The organism is Ramlibacter sp. (assembly GCF_028291745.1).
In the GTDB taxonomy this organism is placed as follows: Bacteria; Pseudomonadota; Gammaproteobacteria; order Burkholderiales; family Burkholderiaceae_C; genus Ramlibacter.
Genome location: NZ_JAQGNQ010000090.1, coordinates 1 through 20,047, shown reverse-complemented (window position 1 = coordinate 20,047; position 20,047 = coordinate 1). Strand labels below are relative to the sequence as shown.

General features: G+C 62.7%; 18 protein-coding genes. All 18 read left to right on the top strand.

The features are described from left to right. The first annotated feature begins 106 nt into the window (after positions 1 to 106). The 18 genes from JWP60_RS16835 to JWP60_RS16750 all read left to right on the top strand — a co-directional run bounded on the left by JWP60_RS16835 (position 107) and on the right by JWP60_RS16750 (position 19,629). A complete protein-coding gene (locus JWP60_RS16835; RefSeq protein ID WP_299793827.1) occupies positions 107 to 1,864 on the top strand; it encodes a hypothetical protein in 1,758 nt (585 codons plus the stop codon). A gap of 3 nt (positions 1,865 to 1,867) precedes the next feature. Further along, entirely contained in the window at positions 1,868 to 2,110 is a 243-nt protein-coding gene (locus tag JWP60_RS16830; protein ID WP_299793824.1) for a hypothetical protein, read from the top strand. A 261-nt stretch (positions 2,111 to 2,371) separates the two neighbouring features. After that, positions 2,372 to 3,769, top strand: coding sequence for a hypothetical protein (locus JWP60_RS16825; RefSeq protein WP_299793821.1), 1,398 nt, complete (start codon positions 2,372 to 2,374; stop codon positions 3,767 to 3,769). Between the two features lie 177 nt (positions 3,770 to 3,946). Next, positions 3,947 to 4,633: a hypothetical protein gene (locus JWP60_RS16820; protein WP_299793818.1), complete on the top strand. Its 687-nt coding sequence runs from the start codon at positions 3,947 to 3,949 to the stop codon at positions 4,631 to 4,633. A gap of 114 nt (positions 4,634 to 4,747) precedes the next feature. Then, the gene (locus tag JWP60_RS16815; RefSeq protein ID WP_299793815.1) at positions 4,748 to 4,969 is read left to right on the top strand and encodes an AlpA family phage regulatory protein; all 222 of its coding nucleotides are present in this window, start codon (positions 4,748 to 4,750) and stop codon (positions 4,967 to 4,969) included. 289 nt (positions 4,970 to 5,258) lie between these two features. Further along, positions 5,259 to 5,483: a hypothetical protein gene (locus JWP60_RS16810; protein WP_299793812.1), complete on the top strand. Its 225-nt coding sequence runs from the start codon at positions 5,259 to 5,261 to the stop codon at positions 5,481 to 5,483. After that, positions 5,476 to 6,441 carry a toprim domain-containing protein gene (locus tag JWP60_RS16805; RefSeq protein WP_299793809.1) on the top strand — a complete coding sequence of 322 codons (966 nt, stop codon included), beginning with the start codon at positions 5,476 to 5,478 and terminating at the stop codon, positions 6,439 to 6,441. The genes JWP60_RS16810 and JWP60_RS16805 overlap by 8 nt, the downstream gene beginning before the upstream one ends. Continuing rightward, entirely contained in the window at positions 6,438 to 7,622 is a 1,185-nt protein-coding gene (locus JWP60_RS16800) for an AAA family ATPase (protein WP_299793806.1), read from the top strand. Before JWP60_RS16805 ends, JWP60_RS16800 begins: the two co-directional genes overlap by 4 nt. Before the next feature lie 238 nt (positions 7,623 to 7,860). Then, a complete protein-coding gene (locus tag JWP60_RS16795; RefSeq protein ID WP_299793803.1) occupies positions 7,861 to 8,604 on the top strand; it encodes a hypothetical protein in 744 nt (247 codons plus the stop codon). Positions 8,605 to 8,776: 172 nt separating this feature from the next. Beyond that, positions 8,777 to 10,942: a glycosyl hydrolase family 28-related protein gene (locus JWP60_RS16790; RefSeq protein ID WP_299793800.1), complete on the top strand. Its 2,166-nt coding sequence runs from the start codon at positions 8,777 to 8,779 to the stop codon at positions 10,940 to 10,942. 116 nt (positions 10,943 to 11,058) lie between these two features. Further along, positions 11,059 to 11,289 carry an AlpA family phage regulatory protein gene (locus tag JWP60_RS16785; RefSeq protein WP_299793797.1) on the top strand — a complete coding sequence of 77 codons (231 nt, stop codon included), beginning with the start codon at positions 11,059 to 11,061 and terminating at the stop codon, positions 11,287 to 11,289. Between the two features lie 81 nt (positions 11,290 to 11,370). Then, positions 11,371 to 12,840 carry a hypothetical protein gene (locus JWP60_RS16780; protein ID WP_299793794.1) on the top strand — a complete coding sequence of 490 codons (1,470 nt, stop codon included), beginning with the start codon at positions 11,371 to 11,373 and terminating at the stop codon, positions 12,838 to 12,840. Beyond that, entirely contained in the window at positions 12,840 to 15,443 is a 2,604-nt protein-coding gene (locus JWP60_RS16775) for a transglycosylase SLT domain-containing protein (RefSeq protein WP_299793791.1), read from the top strand. The genes JWP60_RS16780 and JWP60_RS16775 overlap by 1 nt, the downstream gene beginning before the upstream one ends. Before the next feature lie 175 nt (positions 15,444 to 15,618). Beyond that, positions 15,619 to 16,065 (top strand): hypothetical protein, encoded by a 447-nt coding sequence (locus JWP60_RS16770; protein ID WP_299793788.1) that lies wholly within the window; start codon positions 15,619 to 15,621, stop codon positions 16,063 to 16,065. Positions 16,066 to 16,076: 11 nt separating this feature from the next. After that, entirely contained in the window at positions 16,077 to 16,835 is a 759-nt protein-coding gene (locus JWP60_RS16765) for a hypothetical protein (RefSeq protein WP_299793785.1), read from the top strand. Between the two features lie 662 nt (positions 16,836 to 17,497). Then, entirely contained in the window at positions 17,498 to 17,788 is a 291-nt protein-coding gene (locus JWP60_RS16760) for a hypothetical protein (protein ID WP_299793782.1), read from the top strand. Then, positions 17,763 to 18,194 carry a hypothetical protein gene (locus JWP60_RS16755; RefSeq protein WP_299793779.1) on the top strand — a complete coding sequence of 144 codons (432 nt, stop codon included), beginning with the start codon at positions 17,763 to 17,765 and terminating at the stop codon, positions 18,192 to 18,194. Before JWP60_RS16760 ends, JWP60_RS16755 begins: the two co-directional genes overlap by 26 nt. Positions 18,195 to 19,386: 1,192 nt before the next feature. Beyond that, complete coding sequence (locus JWP60_RS16750; RefSeq protein ID WP_299793776.1) at positions 19,387 to 19,629, top strand: phosphatidylserine/phosphatidylglycerophosphate/cardiolipin synthase; 243 nt, start codon at positions 19,387 to 19,389, stop codon at positions 19,627 to 19,629. Positions 19,630 to 20,047: the final 418 nt, after the last annotated feature.

Genomic DNA, 20,047 nt, shown 5'->3' with positions numbered 1-20,047 from the left:
AACGTCGCCACCTATTCCGAAGTAGTTGAGGCCCGCGACCGCGCCAACGGTCCGAGCCTCTTGGAAGACCCCCAGCCGACCTATCAAAGCAAGCGAGGACCAACACATGAACTCTAGCACCCAGGCGCCCGTGCGCGCAGCGCGCGCGCACCGCACCGCAAACGAACCGAAGACGCGCGCCAAGGGCGCGGCGCTGGACCAGCCGGTGGCGCCGACGCCCACATGGCGCGAGCAGGTGCGCGACCTGCTGTCGGAGGTGCAGGATCGGCTCGAGGTCGCGAACGATATTCCTGCGCTGGAAAGCAGCGAGCACGGTTGGATGGCCCGTACGCTGATCCACGACGTGCTGGACCTAATCTCGCAGCATCGCCACCTCCTCAACGTCGGGAACTCCGGCGACTATGACGAAGCGTTCGGGATGCCGGCCCACGCGTACATCGTGGCCGCGATGCACCTGCCCGACACGGCGCCGGGTCTGCTAGAGATCCTAGAGCCGGTCGCAGTGCGCCTGGAGGCCATCAGCACCATCGCGGGCGAATGTGGCCTCAAGGACGTGCCGCCACTGCAAAATGCGCGTTCCGAGGAAGCTCTCGTGCCAGCTTTCATGGAAGGCAAGGCAGTGTGCGCCGACATGGTGGCGGCCGCAGAGACCTTTGAAGGCAGTGACGAGGCGGCCCTGGAGGCGGCATACCGTGGGCCTGGCGTTCCGCAGAACGTCTTCACGGAACGCTTCTTCGACAAGGTCGTTCAGCGCCCTGAGCTGCGCCGAGGCTTCCTGGCGGCGCTCGCTTCGAAGCTCGTCGGCGGCGACAGCTCCGACCAGATCCGCAGTCTGAGATATGAGGAGTGGTTCGGTGGCGCAGCTGTGCGCTACCTGGCCGGAGGCCAGCCCGCCACCGTGCTGGTTGACTCGGTGAGAGAGAACCTCACGAACTTGGCGACCGTCGCAAAGGAAATGTTCGAGCGCGGGCTCCTTGACCAAGACACGTCGGAGCAGTTGAAGGAGGCGAGCGATGCCGCTTTTCAGGCGGAACTCTCCCTCTCCATGGCCGACACGCGACAGGCCCTGCAGGAAGTCCGCAAGCACGTCCACCGCGCTCGCACCAGCGTCGGAATGGCCCGCAACTCGCAGGAGCCGGAGCACGTGAAGCTCGCGCAGGCGCTGTTGGACCTGCATCGGCGCCTCAACACGTTCTTGGGCGGCCTGACCGAGGAAGACCAGAAGGGCCCGCAGAGCCCATTGGGCGAACTCATTGACCGCGTGAGCGTGTACATCGAGGCTGCGGAACACGCGCCTGATGGCGACGATACCCTCTATCGCGCGGAAGCGCCCGGCAGCTTTTCCTCGCAGGCCGAGGAAGCCGTGACGCGCGGGGACGAAGAGGAGGCGCTGCGCCTGCTGCCGCAACTGCGTGACGCCCTGGCGGCCGAGATCGCCAAGTCGGGCGAGTTCGATGGTCGTTGGCCGGCGCTGCGGACGTCGCTGCATCTCGTTCGCGAGTTCTTGAGTGACACCAGCAGCGAGCTCCATGACACCGCAGTGTCGGCTGACGGTCGCCCCGACCGGAATAGGTTGGAGGTCGCACGCCAAGCCGGCTGTTGGCTGGGCAGGATGGCGTCTGTGTTCGCCACCGGGCGCACTCCGACGCCGAGCGACTGGCGCGCAATGCGGGAAGCCGCCGGCGCTGTGCAGTCCGGAGTGATCAACGACATCGATTCGGCGGAGGAGATCGCCCAGCGTCTGGACCGTGCGATCGACATGGCGAGCGTGCTGCTGCAGGACCAGATGCCCAAGCACTTCGCCGAAGGCGGTGCTCTACGCGCGAAGGATGCTGGCAGGGTCATCGTCGCGACAGCGGAGTAAGCCGTGAAGTCGCTCTGGCAATCGTTTTGCGATGGCTTCGTGGGTGCCTTCGTGCTCACGGGTGCCATCGTGAGGGCCGTCGGCCGCGGGTCGTGGATCTTCGTGAAGGCCCTCGCCCTCGCGCTCTGGAACTTCACCGAGCCGTTTCGGACCTATGGCGACCCGCCGAGGCGCAGGCCAGCGCGCAAATCCCTCGCAGCGCCTGCACGCGCGGCCCTGGCTGCTGCAACTGCGGTGGCGGAGTGACGGGATCCGCCGATGACGAGGCATACCGTCGTCATCGTCATCGACATCAACGATCAGGATCTGCCGCACGTCGAGGACGGGCAGCTCGCGCTCCTTGGCACGTGGCGCAGGCGAACCCCATACCGTGGGGTACACCAGAGCATCTGCCCTGCAACACGGGGTTGTCGCAATTTCTGAACCCCGAAAGGGGGAGCCGAAAGCCACACATGGGTGCAACCATGTGGGGCTCTCTGACCAAGCAACCTGTTGAAGGAGGTAATCATGGCTCTCGGTATTGTCGCCGCCACGCCCGCGGCCGCCGATTCGCTGCCTGACATCACGAAGTCTTCGCGTTGGTTCTGCGACATCTACAGCGGCACCGCCGAAGCCCTCATCGCAGCGGACCTCATCACCCGCGCGCAACTGCAGCCGCAGAAGGGGCGCCAGCCCGGCGTGACCGCCTTCCATGCCCACGGTGAGCCGTGCCAGGCGCATCTGCGTGTCTGGCGCGATCCCGGGTACAAGGTCATTCGCCAGCAAGACGACGGCTCGTTGTGCGTCGAAGTCACCGTCTCCAGGGAGATGCAGGCGTGGCGTCGAAAGGCGGAGAAGGCAGCCGAACATGAACGGGAGCAACAACAGATGGACAAGGCGTTGTCCGAGTGTGGTCCGGAGTACCGCAATTGGAAGTTGCAGCACGGGTATCGAAATGGGCAGGCCACCTGGCAAGCAGACTACGAGTGGTGGGAGGGCACAAAGGAGCAACTCCAACGCGAGGGCATTGGCGGCGGCATGCTCTTCCCGGGCGAGCCGGGCGGTCCGGAGGAACTGCACTGCAAGTGCGCCTTGGGATTCGATGTTCGTGTGTACCTCCCAGGCAGCACCCAGAAAGCTGCCGCCCGCATCTACACCGCGCAGAGCTGGTACGTGCCTCATACCAAGGAAGCCAAACAGTACGTTCAGCACGCACCCGGCGTGATGCGCGAAGTCTGGAGGCCATCCGGCTGGAGGGGTAGGGATTTCTACTACGGCAAGGCCGAGGCATTGATTGCTGCGGGCTTGGTGCCCTCTCTGCACCTATTCCCCGGGCGGAGCGGCATGAACAAGCAGCAAGCCTCTTATCGCCAGGACTGGACTCCAGCGACCAGCTCGCCCCATATGGACTTCGGCGCGACGATCCGCAGGCGCGGCAAAGGAAACGAGTTCTGCCTCGAATTGGCAGTGAGCGATGCGGAAGAGAAGCGGCGCGAGCATGTCTGCATGCAGCGTGACACCGAGCGGAGCGAGCGCGCAAAGGTGCTGGCCGCCGAACGCGAGCAGCTCCGCCAGGCTGTGCAGCCCGAAACGACCGCCGAGGAATTCCGCGCCAGGCGCGCCGAACTCGGGGAGTTCTGGCTGAAGATGATTTGGAAGCAGGTCTTTGCCAATGCTGAAGGCGCGCTGAGCTTCGAGGTTCCAGAAGGCAGCGCGCTGAGGGAAGACTTGGCGCGAGCCTTCCAGACCATCAGAGACGCGGTGCAGGAAGCCGACATTGTGCGGGACAAGAAGCAGGTGGTGGCGGCGCAAACCCGCCTGAAGCTGGTGGCTGCCCGGAACGACACGGGCCTGCAATCTGTCCTCGAGGACGCCAAGAGGCTGCGGCTGGTGCGTACCGCCCCCGGGGATGGCGCACCACAGTAGCGGACACTTGCGACGCCCCGGCTAGGCCCGCGAACCGAAAAGCGGGACACCTTCACCCGCCTGCCGGGGCTCCTTTTGAAGGTTGCACTTGAAGGAGTGCGCGTGGAGTCTCTAGGGCCGCCAAGGGTTCTTCCATTAACTGGGGATCAGTACGATGGCCTCCGGGCCCAAGCGGTGATGTTTGGCCCGGAGGAGCCTATCTTCCGCCGCGCGTATTTCGCGACCAACCTTGTTCGTGCCAACGAGTGGGATCTCCCTGGCCCACCGGTGCTGATTGATCGCCAGATCATTTCCGACTTGCTGGACGCCGCGTCATTTCCGCAGATCGTGAACGATGTGGGGGACCGCACGAAGGACGCCACGATTGCCGGTTACGTGGTGATCGGACTGTTCATGATGTGGCGGTTTCCAGACCTGCACGGGTCGAGGGCAATGGGTGGAGTCTCTCTGAACAAGGCTTTCCACTTCTGCGCCTACATTGCCCGGGAGCTTGGTTGGAGGTACGGAGACGGCGCGTCCCTTCCCAAGGGGGAGACGAAGATCAAGGAGTGCTGGAACCGGTACAAGAACGTTGCGCATCTGTGGGCCGCGCACTCGTGGAGCCTGGCTGTACCGGGGGGTGATAAGAGATCCATCTACCGAGATCACCTTCCAGAGTTGCTCAGTGCTGCGCGGTATTTCCAGATGTTCGGACGCGAGCCGATCCTGGACAAGAAGGCGTCGAAGACAAAGGAGAGCATCCTCGGCGCCGACATTTGGCATGTTCCCGATACCTTCCGCGCTCTGCTGCGGTACGACGATGACCCCAGCGTCTATGAGGACGCGCCACTCGCAAAAGCCTTGCGCGCATACGTGGCGAAATAGATGGGTCGGAGGCCCGCGACCCAATAGAGGAAAACCGCCGCAGATTTGAGACTCGTGTCTGCCAGCTTCATAGGAGGGCAGACAGTGTCAATAAGCATCCCCAGCTTCGATTCCATGCCGGACGGCGCGTACATCCGCGCGTCTCGCCTGGTGATCGATCCCAAGCGTCCTGACGTACCGGCGCCCGTTCCGTTCAGTGCCCCCACGCTCTGGCGCAAGGTCAAGGCCGGCTCATTCCCGGCGCCCGTGAAGCTCTCTGATCGCGTGACTGCGTGGAAAGTCGGCGACGTGCGTGCTTGGCTGAAGCAGTGCACGGGCAAGGAGGGTGGCAAATGAGTGCCATCTGCATGGACCGACACCCCCCAAAAGAAACGGCCCCAGCCCGCGTAGACGGAGCCAAGGCCGGTGTTCAAAGTAAGCAAGCGAATTCTAGCCGGGAAGAACTGGACGACGCAATGGGCGAGTGCCGGATGCTTCGCGTTCTGCAAGATCGCCTGGCGCGCTTCAACGCCTACCTCTACCCGCTTTGTGGAGAACAGTTGCTGCTCTCCCAACCGGGAGGCCTCACTCGGACCGTTCCTGATCTTCGCGCTGCCCGTCAGCTCCTGAAGCAGTGGGAGGCACGATGAGCGAGTTCAGCGGCATCGGCAAGATTGTGGGCGAATACCTGGCAGGCAACCTTGCCGGCAATCGTGCGCTCTTCGACCTGCGCGAAGCGCATGGCATGGCCGACCAAGACCATTTGTACAACCTCGTGAAGGCACAGCATCCGGCAGCGGCGTCGGAGTTCCTCCGCGGACTGCTCCGCGCACTTCAGAAGGCGCTCGAAAGCGAGGTGCGCCATGGGTGAGCTCAAGAGGGACGAGCTGCCCGACGCACACAACTACATCGAGGCACAGGGCCTGAAGGCGGTCGGACATGGCAAGTGGATCACGACGGAATGCCGACTGCACGGTGGCAGCGATTCGATGCGCTGGAACACGGACACTGGTGGCTGGGTATGCATGGCCTGCGGTGAGCACGGCGGCGATGTCCTCGCGTACCACCAGAAGGCGCACGGTCTGTCCTTCATCGAGGCGGCAAAGGATCTTCGCGCCTGGAGTGAACTGGGCCCCGGCAGACTGGTAACGGTTACCACCCGAGCGCGGGAGTTGGAATCTGATTCCACGCGGGTCAGGGTGCCGGACCCAGACCAGCACCAGGTGCTCGCCGACTTCGGGCTGGAGTTGCTTCAAACCTGCCGGACTATCAGCGGCACTCCCGGGGAGGAATACCTGCGCGCGCGCCGCTGTGTCATTCCCCCGCGGGGATCGCACTTGCGCTTTCATCCCGCCCTGAAGCATCCGACCGGGTACACCGGTCCTGCGCTCGTGGCCCTGGTCACTGACGCGGCGTCGAGGGAAATGAAGACGCTGCATCGCACCTGGATTCGCGCGGACGGAACAAAGGCGGATGTGCAGCCCGCGCGGCTTCTGCTCGGGAGGCACTCCAAGCAGGGCGGCGTGGTGCGCCTCTGGCACGACGAATACGTCACCCACGGCCTCGGAGTGGCGGAGGGAATTGAGACCGCCCTGAGCATGGCGCACGCATACGCCCCGGTCTGGGCCTGCCTGGACGCCGGCAACTTGGGTGCGCTGCCTGTTCTTGGTGGAATCCAAACCCTCCTCATTGGCGCGGACAACGATGCCGCGGGAGCACGGGGTGCGGAGGAATGCGCAGCACGCTGGTGGGCGGCGGGAGTGGAGGTTCTGATCACGGCGCAAGCGCAGAACGACCTGAACGACGCGTTGACGGAGGTACAGGCGTGAGCGCAGAGAAGAAGATCATGGGATCGATCGTCACTTCCGCCAAACGCTACGAGGGAGCGCCTACGCCCGCGGCTCCGCTTGCGGACGGCATCGTGCTCACGCGCGGAAGTGACCTGAGGCCCGAGCCGATCAAATGGCTGTGGAAACACTGGATCGCCCGCGGGAAACTGCACATCCTCGCCGGCCAGCCTGGCACTGGGAAGACAACCATCGCGATCGCCATCGCGGCAACGGTGACGCTCGGCGCGGCGTTCCCGGACGGCAGCACCTGTCCCGCTGGGAATGTGGTGATCTGGAGCGGCGAGGACGATCCCGCCGACGGTTTGCTTCCGAAGCTGCTTGCGGCCGGAGGTGACCCTTCGCGCGTGTACTTCGTCAAAGGTGCCACGGTTGACGGTGAGTCGGTCCCATTCGATCCCGCGCGCGACATGGTTCCGCTCATGGCCCGCATCGACGAAATCGGGAACGTCGCCCTCTTGATCGTGGATCCTGTTGTCACGGTGGTGGCGGGGGACTCCCACAAGGCCACTGAAGTCCGTCGAGCACTGCAGCCGCTTGTGGACCTTGGAAGCGCAACGAGCGCAGCGATTCTCGGCATCTCGCACTTCAGCAAGGGCGGCCAAGGCCAGGACCCCGCGCAACGTGTGGTGGGCTCCGTCTCCTTCTCCGCTGTCGCGCGTGTCGTTCTTGTGGCCGCCAAGGTCAAGTCCGAAGACGGCTCTGATCGGCGCATCCTCGCCCGCGGCAAAAGCAACATCGGCCCGGACGAGGGAGGGTTCGAGTACCACCTCGAGCAAATGGAGCCGCTCGCCGGGATTGAGGCTACCCGGGCCTCATGGGGCAAGGCCGTGCAGGGTGCTGCAAGGGATCTGCTGACGGACCCGACACAGGATGACGAGCATTCAACCGCTGCGGCGGGAGCGGAGGACTTCCTGCGCCAAGTCCTTGGAGAGGATCAGGTCCCTTCCAAGACGGTGAAGACCGAAGCACAGGAGGCTGGGCACTCGTGGGCGACGGTGCGCAGGGCAGCCGATCAGATCGCCGTCATCAAGAAGAAGGGCGGCATGAACGACGGTTGGTACTGGAGCTTGCCTAAGCCTCGGAAGAATGCGTTGTGGGTTGTTGGAGGGGAGGACGCCGCTGCACCGGAGGGCGCCGCACACGCGGGGGCCGAGCAGTGACGCGGGATCTTCTGCCGGATCACCTCGCTGGGGTGCTCATTCGATACCGCGGGGGCCTCCCCGCCGACCAGGGTGAACGAAGGAGACCCGGGCGACCAGTGAAGCGTACAGGTGCGTATTTGCAGTCCATCCTGTCCGAGCATGCCAATGTGCTCACGTGGTTCCTCGGCCACTTCGGACGTCAGCCCGAGTCGCACGGGCAAATACATGGCCGCTACTGCCGCAATGAGGTAGTGACATGCCTATGACGAGAATCTTTAACCTCGCCTACGAAATCGACGGGGACGCGATTCAGCTGGAACAAGACACCGGCTGCGGAGAGATCGATCGCGTCGCGCTGCATCCGATTCACGTTCAAGTGCTGGCGACCGAGCTTGGCATGTTGCGTGGCGATCAGGACGCCCGCCGCAGGGTCGACGCACTGGAGCGGCGCCTGCGCATACTGAGGGACCGCATCGAAGCCTTGGACGACATGCTGTGGTGTACGCCCGTGTACCCGCTGCTCTCCAACTCGCCGGATCCAAAGTGCGTCTACAGCGACGCGACCTTGACGCTCGCAGAGGAGTGGTGCACTGAGCTTCCGGTGCATGTCGCGGACGACTTGGAGGCGACTGCCAGCCATGTCGCGCCGCGTCACGGGACCGAACGCAGGCAAACGCAGGCGAACGCGGCGGCCACCACAACCCGAGAGAAACCGGCGATCCCTGTCGTAGCCCAGACGCAACTCACGGTCGACACCCGGACTGCCAGTCGCGGCCTAGCGGCGCTGGAGCGCTCATCGCTGACCAAGCTGGTCATCGGAATGGCTATTGACGGTTACGGCTACATGCCGACTGATCGGCGCAGCGCCGTTATCCCCGAGATAGGCAACGCGCTACGGGTCCTGGGCATTTCCATCGAGGACGACACGGTGCGGAAGTACGTCCACGAAGGAGCAGAGCAGCACATCTCTGCGGACTGGGTTCGCCCAACACAGAACTAGCGGTTAACCGAAACCGAAGGAGCGTACAGGAGGGCGCCCCTTCGGTAAAACCTTGTCCAAGGACTGCCGCAAAGCAGCAGACAACGACAGAGAGGGTTACTTCCATGAGCGATACCATCATCGCCCGCTGTGCCGGCGAACTGCGAGTCGTCCGCATGCCAGGGGTCCTCGCATGACGGCAACTCTCGCACCCATCCCGTTCCTGCGGTTCACCTCGACCAGTACAGGTCTGGCGCTGGTCGGGGGCCAAGTGTCCACCTTTGCAGCCGGAACCACCACCCCCCAAGCGACGTACACGGATTCCACGGGTGGAACGCCGAACACGAACCCCATCGTCCTGAACTCCCGGGGTGAGTGCATCTGCTACCTCGACCCGTCCCTCACTTACAAATTCGTCGTCAAGGATTCGCTGGGCAACACGATCAGCACCTACGACAACCTCTCAGGTTCTGACACGGTACTGCGCTCTGCCCTTGTCGCTTCTGGCGGGTCTGCGTTGGTTGGTTTCTTGCAGGCTGGCACTGGCGCGGTGTCGCGGCTCGCGCAGGACAAGATGCGCGATGTCGTCAGCGTGAAAGACTTTGGCGCGGTAGGGGACGGGTCCACCAACGACACGGCTGCGATTCAAGCAGCACTCAACTCTGTTCCGCTTGGCTCGACCAACTCCAAGACAATCTACTTTCCCACTGGCCTGTACTTGATCACCTCCGGCCTGACCGCAGCCGGGCGCGCAGTGATCTTGCGAGGAGATGGCCCGCGCAGCTCAATGCTGGTCGTTGCTGCTGGCGTCACTGCCATGGCCTTCAACGCCACAGGGTGTCCCGCAGCGTGCATCGGCATGATGAACATGGGTGTCGTGGAGAGTGGCACGCAGATCGCAATGATCGGTCTGACTGCCAGGAATACGGGCGACTTCTTCCTCCAAAACATCTACATCACCACCAGCGGCAAGGCGTTGGACATCGGATCTTCTGCTGGTGATGTGACCTTTACCCTCATGTCGCAGGTCCGCATCGAGTGCTTCGGTGGGCAGGAGGCAATCCGCTTTCGGTGTGGTGGTGGAAACTGGAGCAACGTCTACGCGCGCAAGTTCCGCACGGCTGGCGTGGTCGGACCGACGCTGTACATCAGCGGCCAGGTTACGAGCCTCACCGTCTCCAACTGCGTCTTCTCCGGCAAGGGTACGCCGAGGCAAACCAAGATCAACTCTATCGTTGACGGCGGCGCCGTGTTCACTATCTCCGCCACCAACAATCTGTTCGCCATTGGTGAGACCTTCGTTATTCGCGGCACGGGCACCAGCTACGACAACCAGACATGGAAGATCGCCACGGCGCCGGATGCCAACACGCTGACGGTAAACGCAACGACGGGCTTTGGCAACGTCACCCCAGCGAACGCCACCGTCGACAAGCTGCACGCCACGGTCTACATGAACAACGAGGCGGGCGCGGTCAACGAGAGCATGTGGTCGAACGTCCTCTTCGAGGGCATCGACGACGGCGGCTCGGCCGGTGGCACGGGCTCTGTGTCGTTGTACGTGGACGCCTGCTCCGGAGTTACGGCTATCTCAAGCCATCAGTTCTCCAACTGCCTCTATGACGCAGGGCAGACGAGCGTATACCTTGGTGGAAAGAACATCGGAGGCGGGGATTACTGCATCACCGACTTCCGCTTTAACGGCGCCGTGTGCCGCTACGTGAAGAACGGCTTTTACATGAAGGAGGTTCGAGGGGTCTTCATCTCGGATGCGGCTGGAGATTGCTTGCGGCCCAACGGCACTGCGGCCGAACTTCTCAACTCAGCCTACGTCTGGATCGACGGCAACGGATTTCAGGCGCCCATTGGTATCTGCATTTCTGACTCCACTCTGGGACGGCAAGCAGGCTTCGGCCCTAACGCAATCGGCTCCTTCAGCGCTGATTACGGCCTGCGCCTAGGTGGAGCGCCGCAGAACATCCGCCTTAGCAACTCCCATATCTTTGGGCTCACTGGCTCTGTGCTGATTGACGGAGCGAGCGTCCTCCCTGTCGATACCAGACTCATGGATAACGGCTGCACCTACGCATCGGGGGCGGGTGGCGAGACGAGTGCGACGCGCATTCCCACCGTGGCATCCGCTACGTCCATCACCTTGCCGCTAGGCGATACGTTCATCATCTCCGGCACCACCACGATTACAACCATGCTGAACGGATGGGTGGGTCGCAAGGTGTTCTTCATCACAGGAGCAGCTGTGACCTTTAACACTGGCGGCAACATCGCCAACGCTCTGACGACAGGGGCGGGGCAGTTAGTCGCGGCGGTTTTCGATAGCGCGAACTGGCACCTGCGGTGATTGGTCATGTTCTGCCGCCTGTACCGCGCAGCCTCCAAACGGCGGCGTTGAGTGAGTCACAGTCAATGCTACCGCCGGCCAACGGTGGCGAGTGAAAGCGAACGAGGAGTCCGCCAATGGGTGACAGGAGCAAAAACGAATGCAGCGACGACCTCCGAATGCTGCGCATGCCGGAGGTCGTCCGCAAGGTCGGTCTGTGTCGGTCCGAGATCTCGGACCGGGTACGAAAGGGCGAGTTTCCGCGGCCGGTTCCACTCGGAAAACGAGCTGTCGGCTTCCCCGAGCACGAGATCAACGGCTACCTGGCGGACCTCATAGCGAGCGCGAGAAAAGGCGAAGGCATCTGAGGTGCAGCCTTCGCCATGAACGAGCCCATCGGAAGTCTCAATTCGCAACTGGGATGGATCGCCATCCAATAAGGCCTACACATGCCCGGTATTGACGCAAGTATTCCGTTGGGTGCCAAACTGCCCGACCAGATGCAGAGCCTGTCTAGCCTGCTCAATGTGGCTAGGGGCGTCCAGGATTTGAAGACCGGCGCGCAGAACCAGCAAATCGGTCAGCAGACCCTGCAACAGAACCAGCAAGCCACGCAGCAAGGCCAAATCGACCTGCAAGAGCGGCAAGCCTTGCAGCCGGTCTTGACCGACCCGAGCAACTACACCGCTGCGGACGGCAGTTTCGATCCGGTGAAGGCGCAAGCCAACATCATGAAGGCGGCGCCCACGACAGGCACGAAATACTTGAGCGCAATCGCCACCGCGCACAAGCAAGGCACCGAGGCGCAAGCCGCGTTGAACTCGCTGACGACTGACGACCGCAAGCAAGTCAGCGAAGTGCTGTACTCCGCTGCGAACTCGCCCCCTGAAGTGGTGGAGAAGCTGCTGGACACGCTCGGGCAGCAGTACAAGGGGATGGCTCCAGTCATTGAGGATGCCAAGTCCCGCTACCGCCAAGCACTCGCGCAAGGGCCTGACGCAGGGCGCCAGTTCATCACGCAGGCGGCGCAGGCGGCATTGCCGCCGCAGACGCAGCAGGACGTCAAGTCCGGGAGCATTTCCTTCGTCAACACAAAGGATGGCGTGCAGCCGTTCCAAACGAAGGTCGGAGCGGCAACGCCTGTCGGCCCTGTCGGTCAGCCGATGGCCCCGCCGAATCAGTTCGTCAACACCCCCACGGGACGGCTTGGCATCGGCAACCCGGCAACAGGGGAGTACACGGAGCCGCAAGGCAGCACGCCGCCGGTCAACTTCCCGGTAGGCGAGAACGCTGATTCGCTCAAGGCCGCGCAGAACATCAGAACGAACGCGAACAATGCCGCACGATCGGTTCCCGATCAGCAGTTCAACGCCAATCAGATCATCAAACTTGCGGACGAGACTGACCTTGGCAAGGGATCTCAGTACGTCGCCAACCTGAAAGGCGCTGTTCCGGGTTTGCACTGGACATCCGACAAGGCGACCAATTACAACCAAGTCGGCCACTACCTCGCGCTCCAAACGGCGCAGCTCGCGCAGGCGTCCGGGCTGGGTGGAACCGACGCCGCTCATGCAATCTCGGCCGAACAGGCTGGGGATCGCCAGTGGACGCCTGACGCATTGAAGACGACCTCCCGCGTGAATCGCGCCCTTTCGACCGGGGCTGACCTGTTCAACCGAGGGGTGGAGAACGCCATCCAAGCAGCCGGCAGTCCGATTGGCGCGCGCAACTTTCAGAACAAGTGGTCCCAAGTCGCCAACGTGGATGCGCTGCGCGTTTACGACGCCTACAAAAACCGCACGGACGACCCCGAGGGATGGAAGGCTGCGGTAACCGACTTGGGCGGGCCAACTTCTGCGAAGTTCAAAAAGACCATGCAAGACGTTGACGCCATGCGGGCGCTGGTGAGGGGCAAGTAATGGACGGCCTGGACGACTTCTCGTCTGATGTCCTGTCGGCAGCGGCCGGAGGAAAGCCGAAGCAAGCGGCCGCCTCTCTCGTCACGCCTCAACTGCTGGATGGTTTGCGCCACGTCGAAAGCAGTGGCGACCCGCATGCCGTGAACCCGCAAACCGGCGCCATGGGCCCCTATCAGTTCATGCCGGGGACCGTGGCCATGCTGCACAAACAGGGCGTGAAGTTCGATCCGTTCGATGAGGAGCAGTCGCGCAACGCCGCCGCTACCTATCTGGGTCAACTGGTCGAGAAGAACGGGGGGGACGTTCGCAAGGCGCTGGGGCAATACGGCGGCTTTGTGACCAAAGACCCGAGCCCCTACGTTGACAAGGTGCTGGCGGCCAGCGGCCACGCTCCATCTGCCGCGTCTCATTCGACGTCTGACGGGTTGGAGGATTTCTCCTCGCACGCACTAACGGATGCGGCAACGCAGGCGACCAAAAGCACCGCCAGGCCGTTCCAAGCAGCAGGCCCCGCGCAACCAGCCGGCCAGACGATCACCAGCTCCGCAGCCGACCTGACGGCGCATATTGCGTCATCGCTGGCGGCCCCCATTGTTGGCGGCTATGCGGGCATCGCGAGCGGAGTCAAGAACGCCATTCAGACTGGGAGCATTGACAAGGGTTTGGCTGCTGGGGCGGATGCCGCGGCCAAGACACAGGACGCGCTCACGTACCAGCCGCGCACCGGGCAGGGTAAGGAGATGGTCGAGGGGTTCGATTCTGCCTACAACCCACTGACATGGATTCCCTCTGCAACGCAGTGGGCCGGCGACAAGCTGGGCGACCTCCTGGCAGAGCATGGAGCCCCGGGAGCCGGGGCTATCACGAGGGGTGTCGGTGCAGCCGCCCCTGTAGCCTTGGGGCTCACCAGGCCCCTTAGCAGCCTGCTCAAGCCAGGAGAAACCCCTTCCGTCACCCCGCGCATCGAGCCAACGATGGACACGGCCGCAGTAATCGCGCGGCCTCGCCAGGAACAGCCGCCAACCACGATCCCGGCACCGGGTGAACCTGCTCCCGTGATTCCGCAGCCGATGCCGCAGCAAGCCGCTCCGGTGCAGGCGACTCCTGGCGCGATTCCGCCCGCTCCACGTCCCATGGGTGCTACTGCGCCTGCTGCGGCCCCTCCGCAGGCGCCGCAGCCCCCCTACACGCCGTTCCCGGCTCCCGCCGCTGTCAAGGTGCCAACTCCCGTTCCCTCGACCCCGCAGGCCGTTCAGGCGATGGCCAGCACGGCACCGGCCGAACTGTTCCCCGAAACGCCTACCGTGGCGCCCGAGGGCAGGTTCGGTGCGCAGGAGCAGGCGGCGCGTGCGAAGGTGCTGGAGAGCGTGGGCATTGACACGCAAAACCTGCGCAAGAGTGCGCTAGCGGGAGATGGCATCGGCGGATCGACCGACTACCAGACCTCGAAGGTTGATTCTTCAGCCGGTCGGCATATGAAAGCCATCATCGATGGGGAGCGGCAAGCCCTGTCGAACAACTCCGACTCGCTAATTCAGCGCACCGGAGGAACCAACGGCATTGACGAGCCGGCCCGGCATGCGCGCGGCAGCACGATTGTCTCCTCCCTTGACTCCCTGAAAGATTGGTACGACTCGCGCACGCAGCAACTCTATCGCGTGGCCGACGATCGTTCTCAAGGTGTGCCGACCACGTTGGAGAGATTCCGAAGCATGTTGGGCGAGGACTCGGAGATGACGAACTCCGACCGGGTGCACCTGCGGGACGCCATCAACTCCTACGCCAAGAAGCTTGGCATGGTGGGCGAGGATGGAAAGGTGTTCAGCAATGCGCAGCAGGCCGAGACCATGCGCAAGTATCTGAATGAGAATTGGTCCCCGTCAAACGGGCGCTACGTCGGCAAACTGAAGGACGCCCTTGACTCGGACATCATGGAGGCGGCTGGAGAGGATGTCTACGGCGAAGCCCGCGCCATGCGGGCGCAAAGAGGCGCTACGCTGGATAACCCAAACGGCATCGCCAAGCTGATGGACTCCTCTGGACCCAATGGCATCAACAGAGCGGTTCCCGTGGAGAAGATTCCCTATGTCGTGACGGGCATGCCGGTCGATCAGTTCACGCACGTTGTAAACACGTTGCGCAATGCGCCACCGGAAGTTCTCCCGCAGACGACAGCGGCACTCAATGAAATCAAGGCCCAATTTGCCAACGAGGTGAAGGCTGTAGGCACGGCGCATGCGGGGCAGTGGAACGCAAGGGGCGTTACCAAGTACCTGCAAGACCACGCGGCCCGCATGGCGCAAGTCTTCACCCCGGAAGAGATCGGCGCCTTCCGCAACCTCAATGACGCGGGCCACATCGTCGCCAAGGACCAGAGCTACCCCGGTGCTGCGGTGCAGGGGCACAACCTTGTCACGCAAGGCGTGATGCACAGTCTGCCCTCTGCGGGAGCCGGGGCGGGGGCGGCGCTGTTCGGGCCTGTTGGCGCTGTTGCTGGGGGCGCAGCCGGGAAGCTGGCCGCGGGTGCACTGGACAACGCAACGGCTCTGCGTGCGGTCAAGAAACGCACGACGAAGCTGTCAGACCTCCTTACGACCCGTTGAAATGCCTATGACACTCGTTCGTGACCATCTTCTGAAAGCTGCCTCTCGCTTCGTCTTCTATGTTCTTGGCGATTACGCAGTGAGGAGCCAAAGAGGGATGTTGAACATGCCGGGCACCCTTCGTGCCGACCGAGATGGCGGCTGCAACCATTCTATGTACAGGAGGCACTGAACAATGCTGCAACAGGTCACCGGGCAAGAGACCCCTCCGGAGCTGCTCTACGTGCTTCCGATTTTTCGCACCGACTCTGGCGATTGCTCCTGGGTGGTTCCGCTCGAAGTCGCGTTCACCCGTGAGGTTCTCTCGGGCAAGGCGGACTTCACCAGGCGTCAGGGTGTTCAGATCTTGACCGGCTGGAATGGCAGGTTCGCGGAGACGCTAAGCGGTACCGATCCAGAGAAGGATGCCGCCTATTCGCAGTACGTCGTGAACTGCCTGGCCGAGGTGCTTCCGCGGGAGTTTTACCTCCTGCAGGCCACGGGTGCCACCGTAAGCGCCTTCCCCGGGGTGTGCAACTACAAGCTCCTCGGCGAGGACGCTGTACACCCCATCCCGCCGATGCTGCCGTACACGGAGCTGCTTCCCTGGGTCACTCTGGAAGACGCGAAAGCTCAGCACTGAAAGGAAAGAACATGACTGACAAGACGGGGCTGCAATCGGGCGCCGCAACCTCACAAAAGGCGCCCGTCCAAGTCCTGAGGGTGCAATGCAAGCCCGGTCAGGAGAAAAGCGCTGCATTGGCTGAAAACGCTTTTGACCCTGCCACCACAGCCACGCTGGCAGCGCATCCGTGGACCGAGAAGACGATGGGTGTGACGGGCGTGAACGAGGCGCTGCAGGTCGTCCGGGAGTACGCACAACAAGCCGCTGCGGGGAACCTGGATGGCGCAAAGCAAATGCTCATGGCGCAGGCGATCACACTCAACGCCATCTTTACGGAGATGACTCGCAAGGCGGCTGACTGCATCAGGACCGACGAACAGGGCGGCTCTTGGCACTTGAAGGCGCAGAGCATGCAAGCCATCATGGGCGTGGCCATGAAAGCCCAGAGTCAGTGCCGCACGACCCTTGAGGCCCTCAACGACCTGGTGAACCCCCGGTCTGTGGCATTCATCCGGCAGGCGCCGGGTTCGCAGGCCAACGTGTCACAAGGCGCGCAGCAGGTGAACAACGGAGGGCAGCTCGCGGCAACTGCGCGCCCGCAAGAAGTCCCGGAACCGGCAAACAAACTTTTGGAGGAGAACCCGAGTGAACGGCTGGACTTTGGAGCGCAAGCAGCGCCAAGCGGAGCTAATCAGGAGCTGGAAGCCGTGGGAGCGGTCAACTGGGCCAAAGACGGAGGCGGGACGGTCCGCGGTCTCCCAAAACGCAACCAAGCACGGGCAGCGTAGCGCGGAAGCGATCATGCAGGCTCGCCACTTTCGGGCGGTGATGGCGGTCCTTGAGGAGCAGCGTTGCTCGCTGGTGTCTGGCTGATTTCCGAACCCAATTTGCGAGGGCTCTCAATGCTCGACCAATCGGACGAAGCTCCCCCACCCCGCCTGCTAGCATTCGAGCAGATGGCGGCGGTCTTGGTCTGCCGGCCGGCTGTGCCGGCGCGCAACGGGGTGCAAAACGAACCCACCCCTGCGAGCTTCCACCAGATGGTGGCGCTGCTGCTCGAATGGCGAACTGCGACACCGAGACCGCGTTTTGAACGCCTGAGCGCGGGATGCATGCAGCGGGTGAGGCGAGTTTCACGCTTGCAGGACGCTGACACAGGGGGCGCGGCCCCTGCCGCTTGGCGGATGCCGAGCGGCGAACGTGAGCGCAATCCACCGGCCCCTTTGACGGTTTTTCCCAAATGGCACAGGACCTTGCCGGAATATGAGATGACTTATCCACAGGTGTGGACGGACAAAGCTGTGCACATCCGGTGGAAATCCTGTTGGCGGGGAGGCCCAAAATGCGTGTAATGCCGACATACAAGAAATCCCAGCTGCCGCATGCTGGGGCGACGAGAGCAACCGGGGAACACCATGGCAACAACCGAGAACGCAGCGAGAGGCGCTCCATGAGCCCCCCGATCACAGCCTCGGAGCTGGTGGACATCGTTCGAAAGGGCGACCGGATCTATGCGGACCGGTATCAGCAGCAGTTTGAGGCGAAGTACCCGGATCAATTTGCGGTCATCGAGGTGAGCAGCGGCGCCGCGTTCGTGGCGCAGTTCCCCGAAGAGGCGATTGCGAAAGCGCAAGCCGCCGTGAGCCAAGGATCGTTGCATCTGATTCGAATCGGGGCTCCCAGCGCCTTCCAACTGAGCTACTTCTCTCCCGAGAATGCCGGTCTGGCCCGGGTACTTTGATCGGACGAAGCCCCGCATCAACGTGATCATTGCGGGGACAAAAGGCAGTCCCGAAGAAGTCGCGGCAGTCATCGATACCGGCTTTGGCGGCTTCATGAACATGCCGGAGTCACTGGCGGCTGCTCACGAACCCGTACAGTTGCCCACCGCAACAACCGGCACTCTCGCCGATGGCAGCAGGGTGGCTTTCCGCACAGCCTTAGTTCGGATTGGCTTCGCGAATCGCACTGAACAAGGGCTAGCGCTGTTGGTTCCCTCGGACGGACCTTGTCTGCTTGGCATCGACTTTCTTCGGAAATTTAAGATGGCGCTGGTCATGACAAACCAGCAGGTCTGGCTCATTGACGAGGATCAGTTCGAGGAAATTGCCCTCGCAAGCGGCTTCGCGCACCGGCAGAGCCCGTGATGCGTTGCAGTGGGTAGCAGAGCGGTCGCTGGACCAAGCTGGCGCTCAGTCGTTTTGCTTGCTGTCCAGCAAGGCAGCGGACGAAATGTGCCGCACAAATCCGACAAGAGGAAAACTGGCGCCCCACGCATTGGTTCATCGCTGACGAAGTAGACCGGCGTTAGTTCTTGCGCAAATCCGACCAGTTCGCACATGCCCATTGGGGTCAGGTACGCATCCGCTGCCGAGATCCTGGACCGTGCAGCTGCGCCGTCTGAAGGGGTTGACCTATTGACTCCCGCTCAAACCTGCAACGGCAACTGAGCCTGGCTTCGGCACCATCGGCGCGCGCCCTCTCGCATTGCGTGGCGGATTGCCTGCAGGCCGGCCCATTGATCGCATTCGGGAGGGCGCATCCGGGCAGCGTGCCGGCCCACGACGCTTGTCAGCCGCTTCTCACTTGAGCAATATGTGGGGCTATGAGACTGCCCAGAACGTTGCTAGCTGCTGCCCTGACACTTGCGGGCTCCCCAGCAGCGGATGCCGTCGAATATGGCGCGTCAGACTGCGTACGCGAAGTTGCAATAGCCGACCCGGAGATTTCCAGGGCTCTCGCCGCCAAGCTGTGTAGCGGTGTGAGATCTTCAGCGGCAGCGCAGTGCTACATCCGCTCTTTTGCCGCTGACCGCGGTATCGGGCGAGGGCTCGCCGTTGATCTCTGTCAACAGGCGCGTTCATTGGATCCGCTGACCTGCTACACCTCCTCAGCAGCGTTCGATTCAGGAATCGGCCGGGGCCTTGCTATTCGCCTTTGCACCGGCGCCACGTCAAGCGAGCCGGTGGCTTGCTACAAGAATGTTTTCGGGGTGGATCGTGGAATGGGCCGTGGGCTCGGGACAAACTTGTGCGCCCAAACCGAGAGTGCACGCAAGACGTTGGACTGCTATGTCCGCGCCGCCGAGGCTGGAATGAACAGGGGTGCAGCAATACAGGTCTGTGCTACCGGCGCTACACGGCACTGATCGTTCCAGCCAAGGCTCTTCTCCGCACAGAATGACTTGCCTGAAGGGTCGGTGATTCTGTTGCGTCACGGGACTGTCGGTCAGTAACGGCCGCCGTGATCCTGGCGGTATGGAAAAGGGAGGCGACCAAGATGGCTACCTACTGCGTCAGCGGGGTGAGGCTTGATACTACCGGCAGAGTTCGGCGGGCCATGATCGGACGCGTCGATCCTGCATCAAACAAGTGGATTGGGGCGCCGGCCGAGCAGGACGCTGCGGACGTTGCGAGCCTGATCGCGACCGGAGATGACGTCCTTTCTATCTTCATCATTCCAGGGGGAACCGTCTTGGGCGCTAAGTTCAGACGCGTCACCTACCAGGACGGCGCAGAAGGAATTGAGCTTGAGGACGAGGCCGAGGGCCGCCGTGTCGCTGATCTGGCTCGGGGTGATTAAGGGCGGGCCCGAAGATGCTTCGACGTGGTGCCGGCACCCGGTGGTAAGGAGGCTATCTCACGATGAACACCGTCTGACCGGGCGCCGAAAGTGAACCTCCTTCAACAGATGTCGTCCGTTCCGTCGTTCTCAGACCGATCTTCAATGAACCGAGCCATACCAAGGGAGAGGTTTTCGCGAAGTGACCAGTAGTTCATGATGGCCCTGTTTAGCATGTCAGCCGCCTCGCGGCGCGCGTCAAAATCGATCTCTGCTCGCTGGCTCTCATTCCAGTGTTTGAGCGCGTTTCTTGGTAAGCGCGCGGTGATGGCATCCTTGCCGGCCTAGCCAGCCCCGGCGAGCATTGTGTCCACGAGAGGCCTCTCATGGACACAAGTCAACCGGTCAAGCGCACGCGAGTGCGCGCGTATGGCCAGGA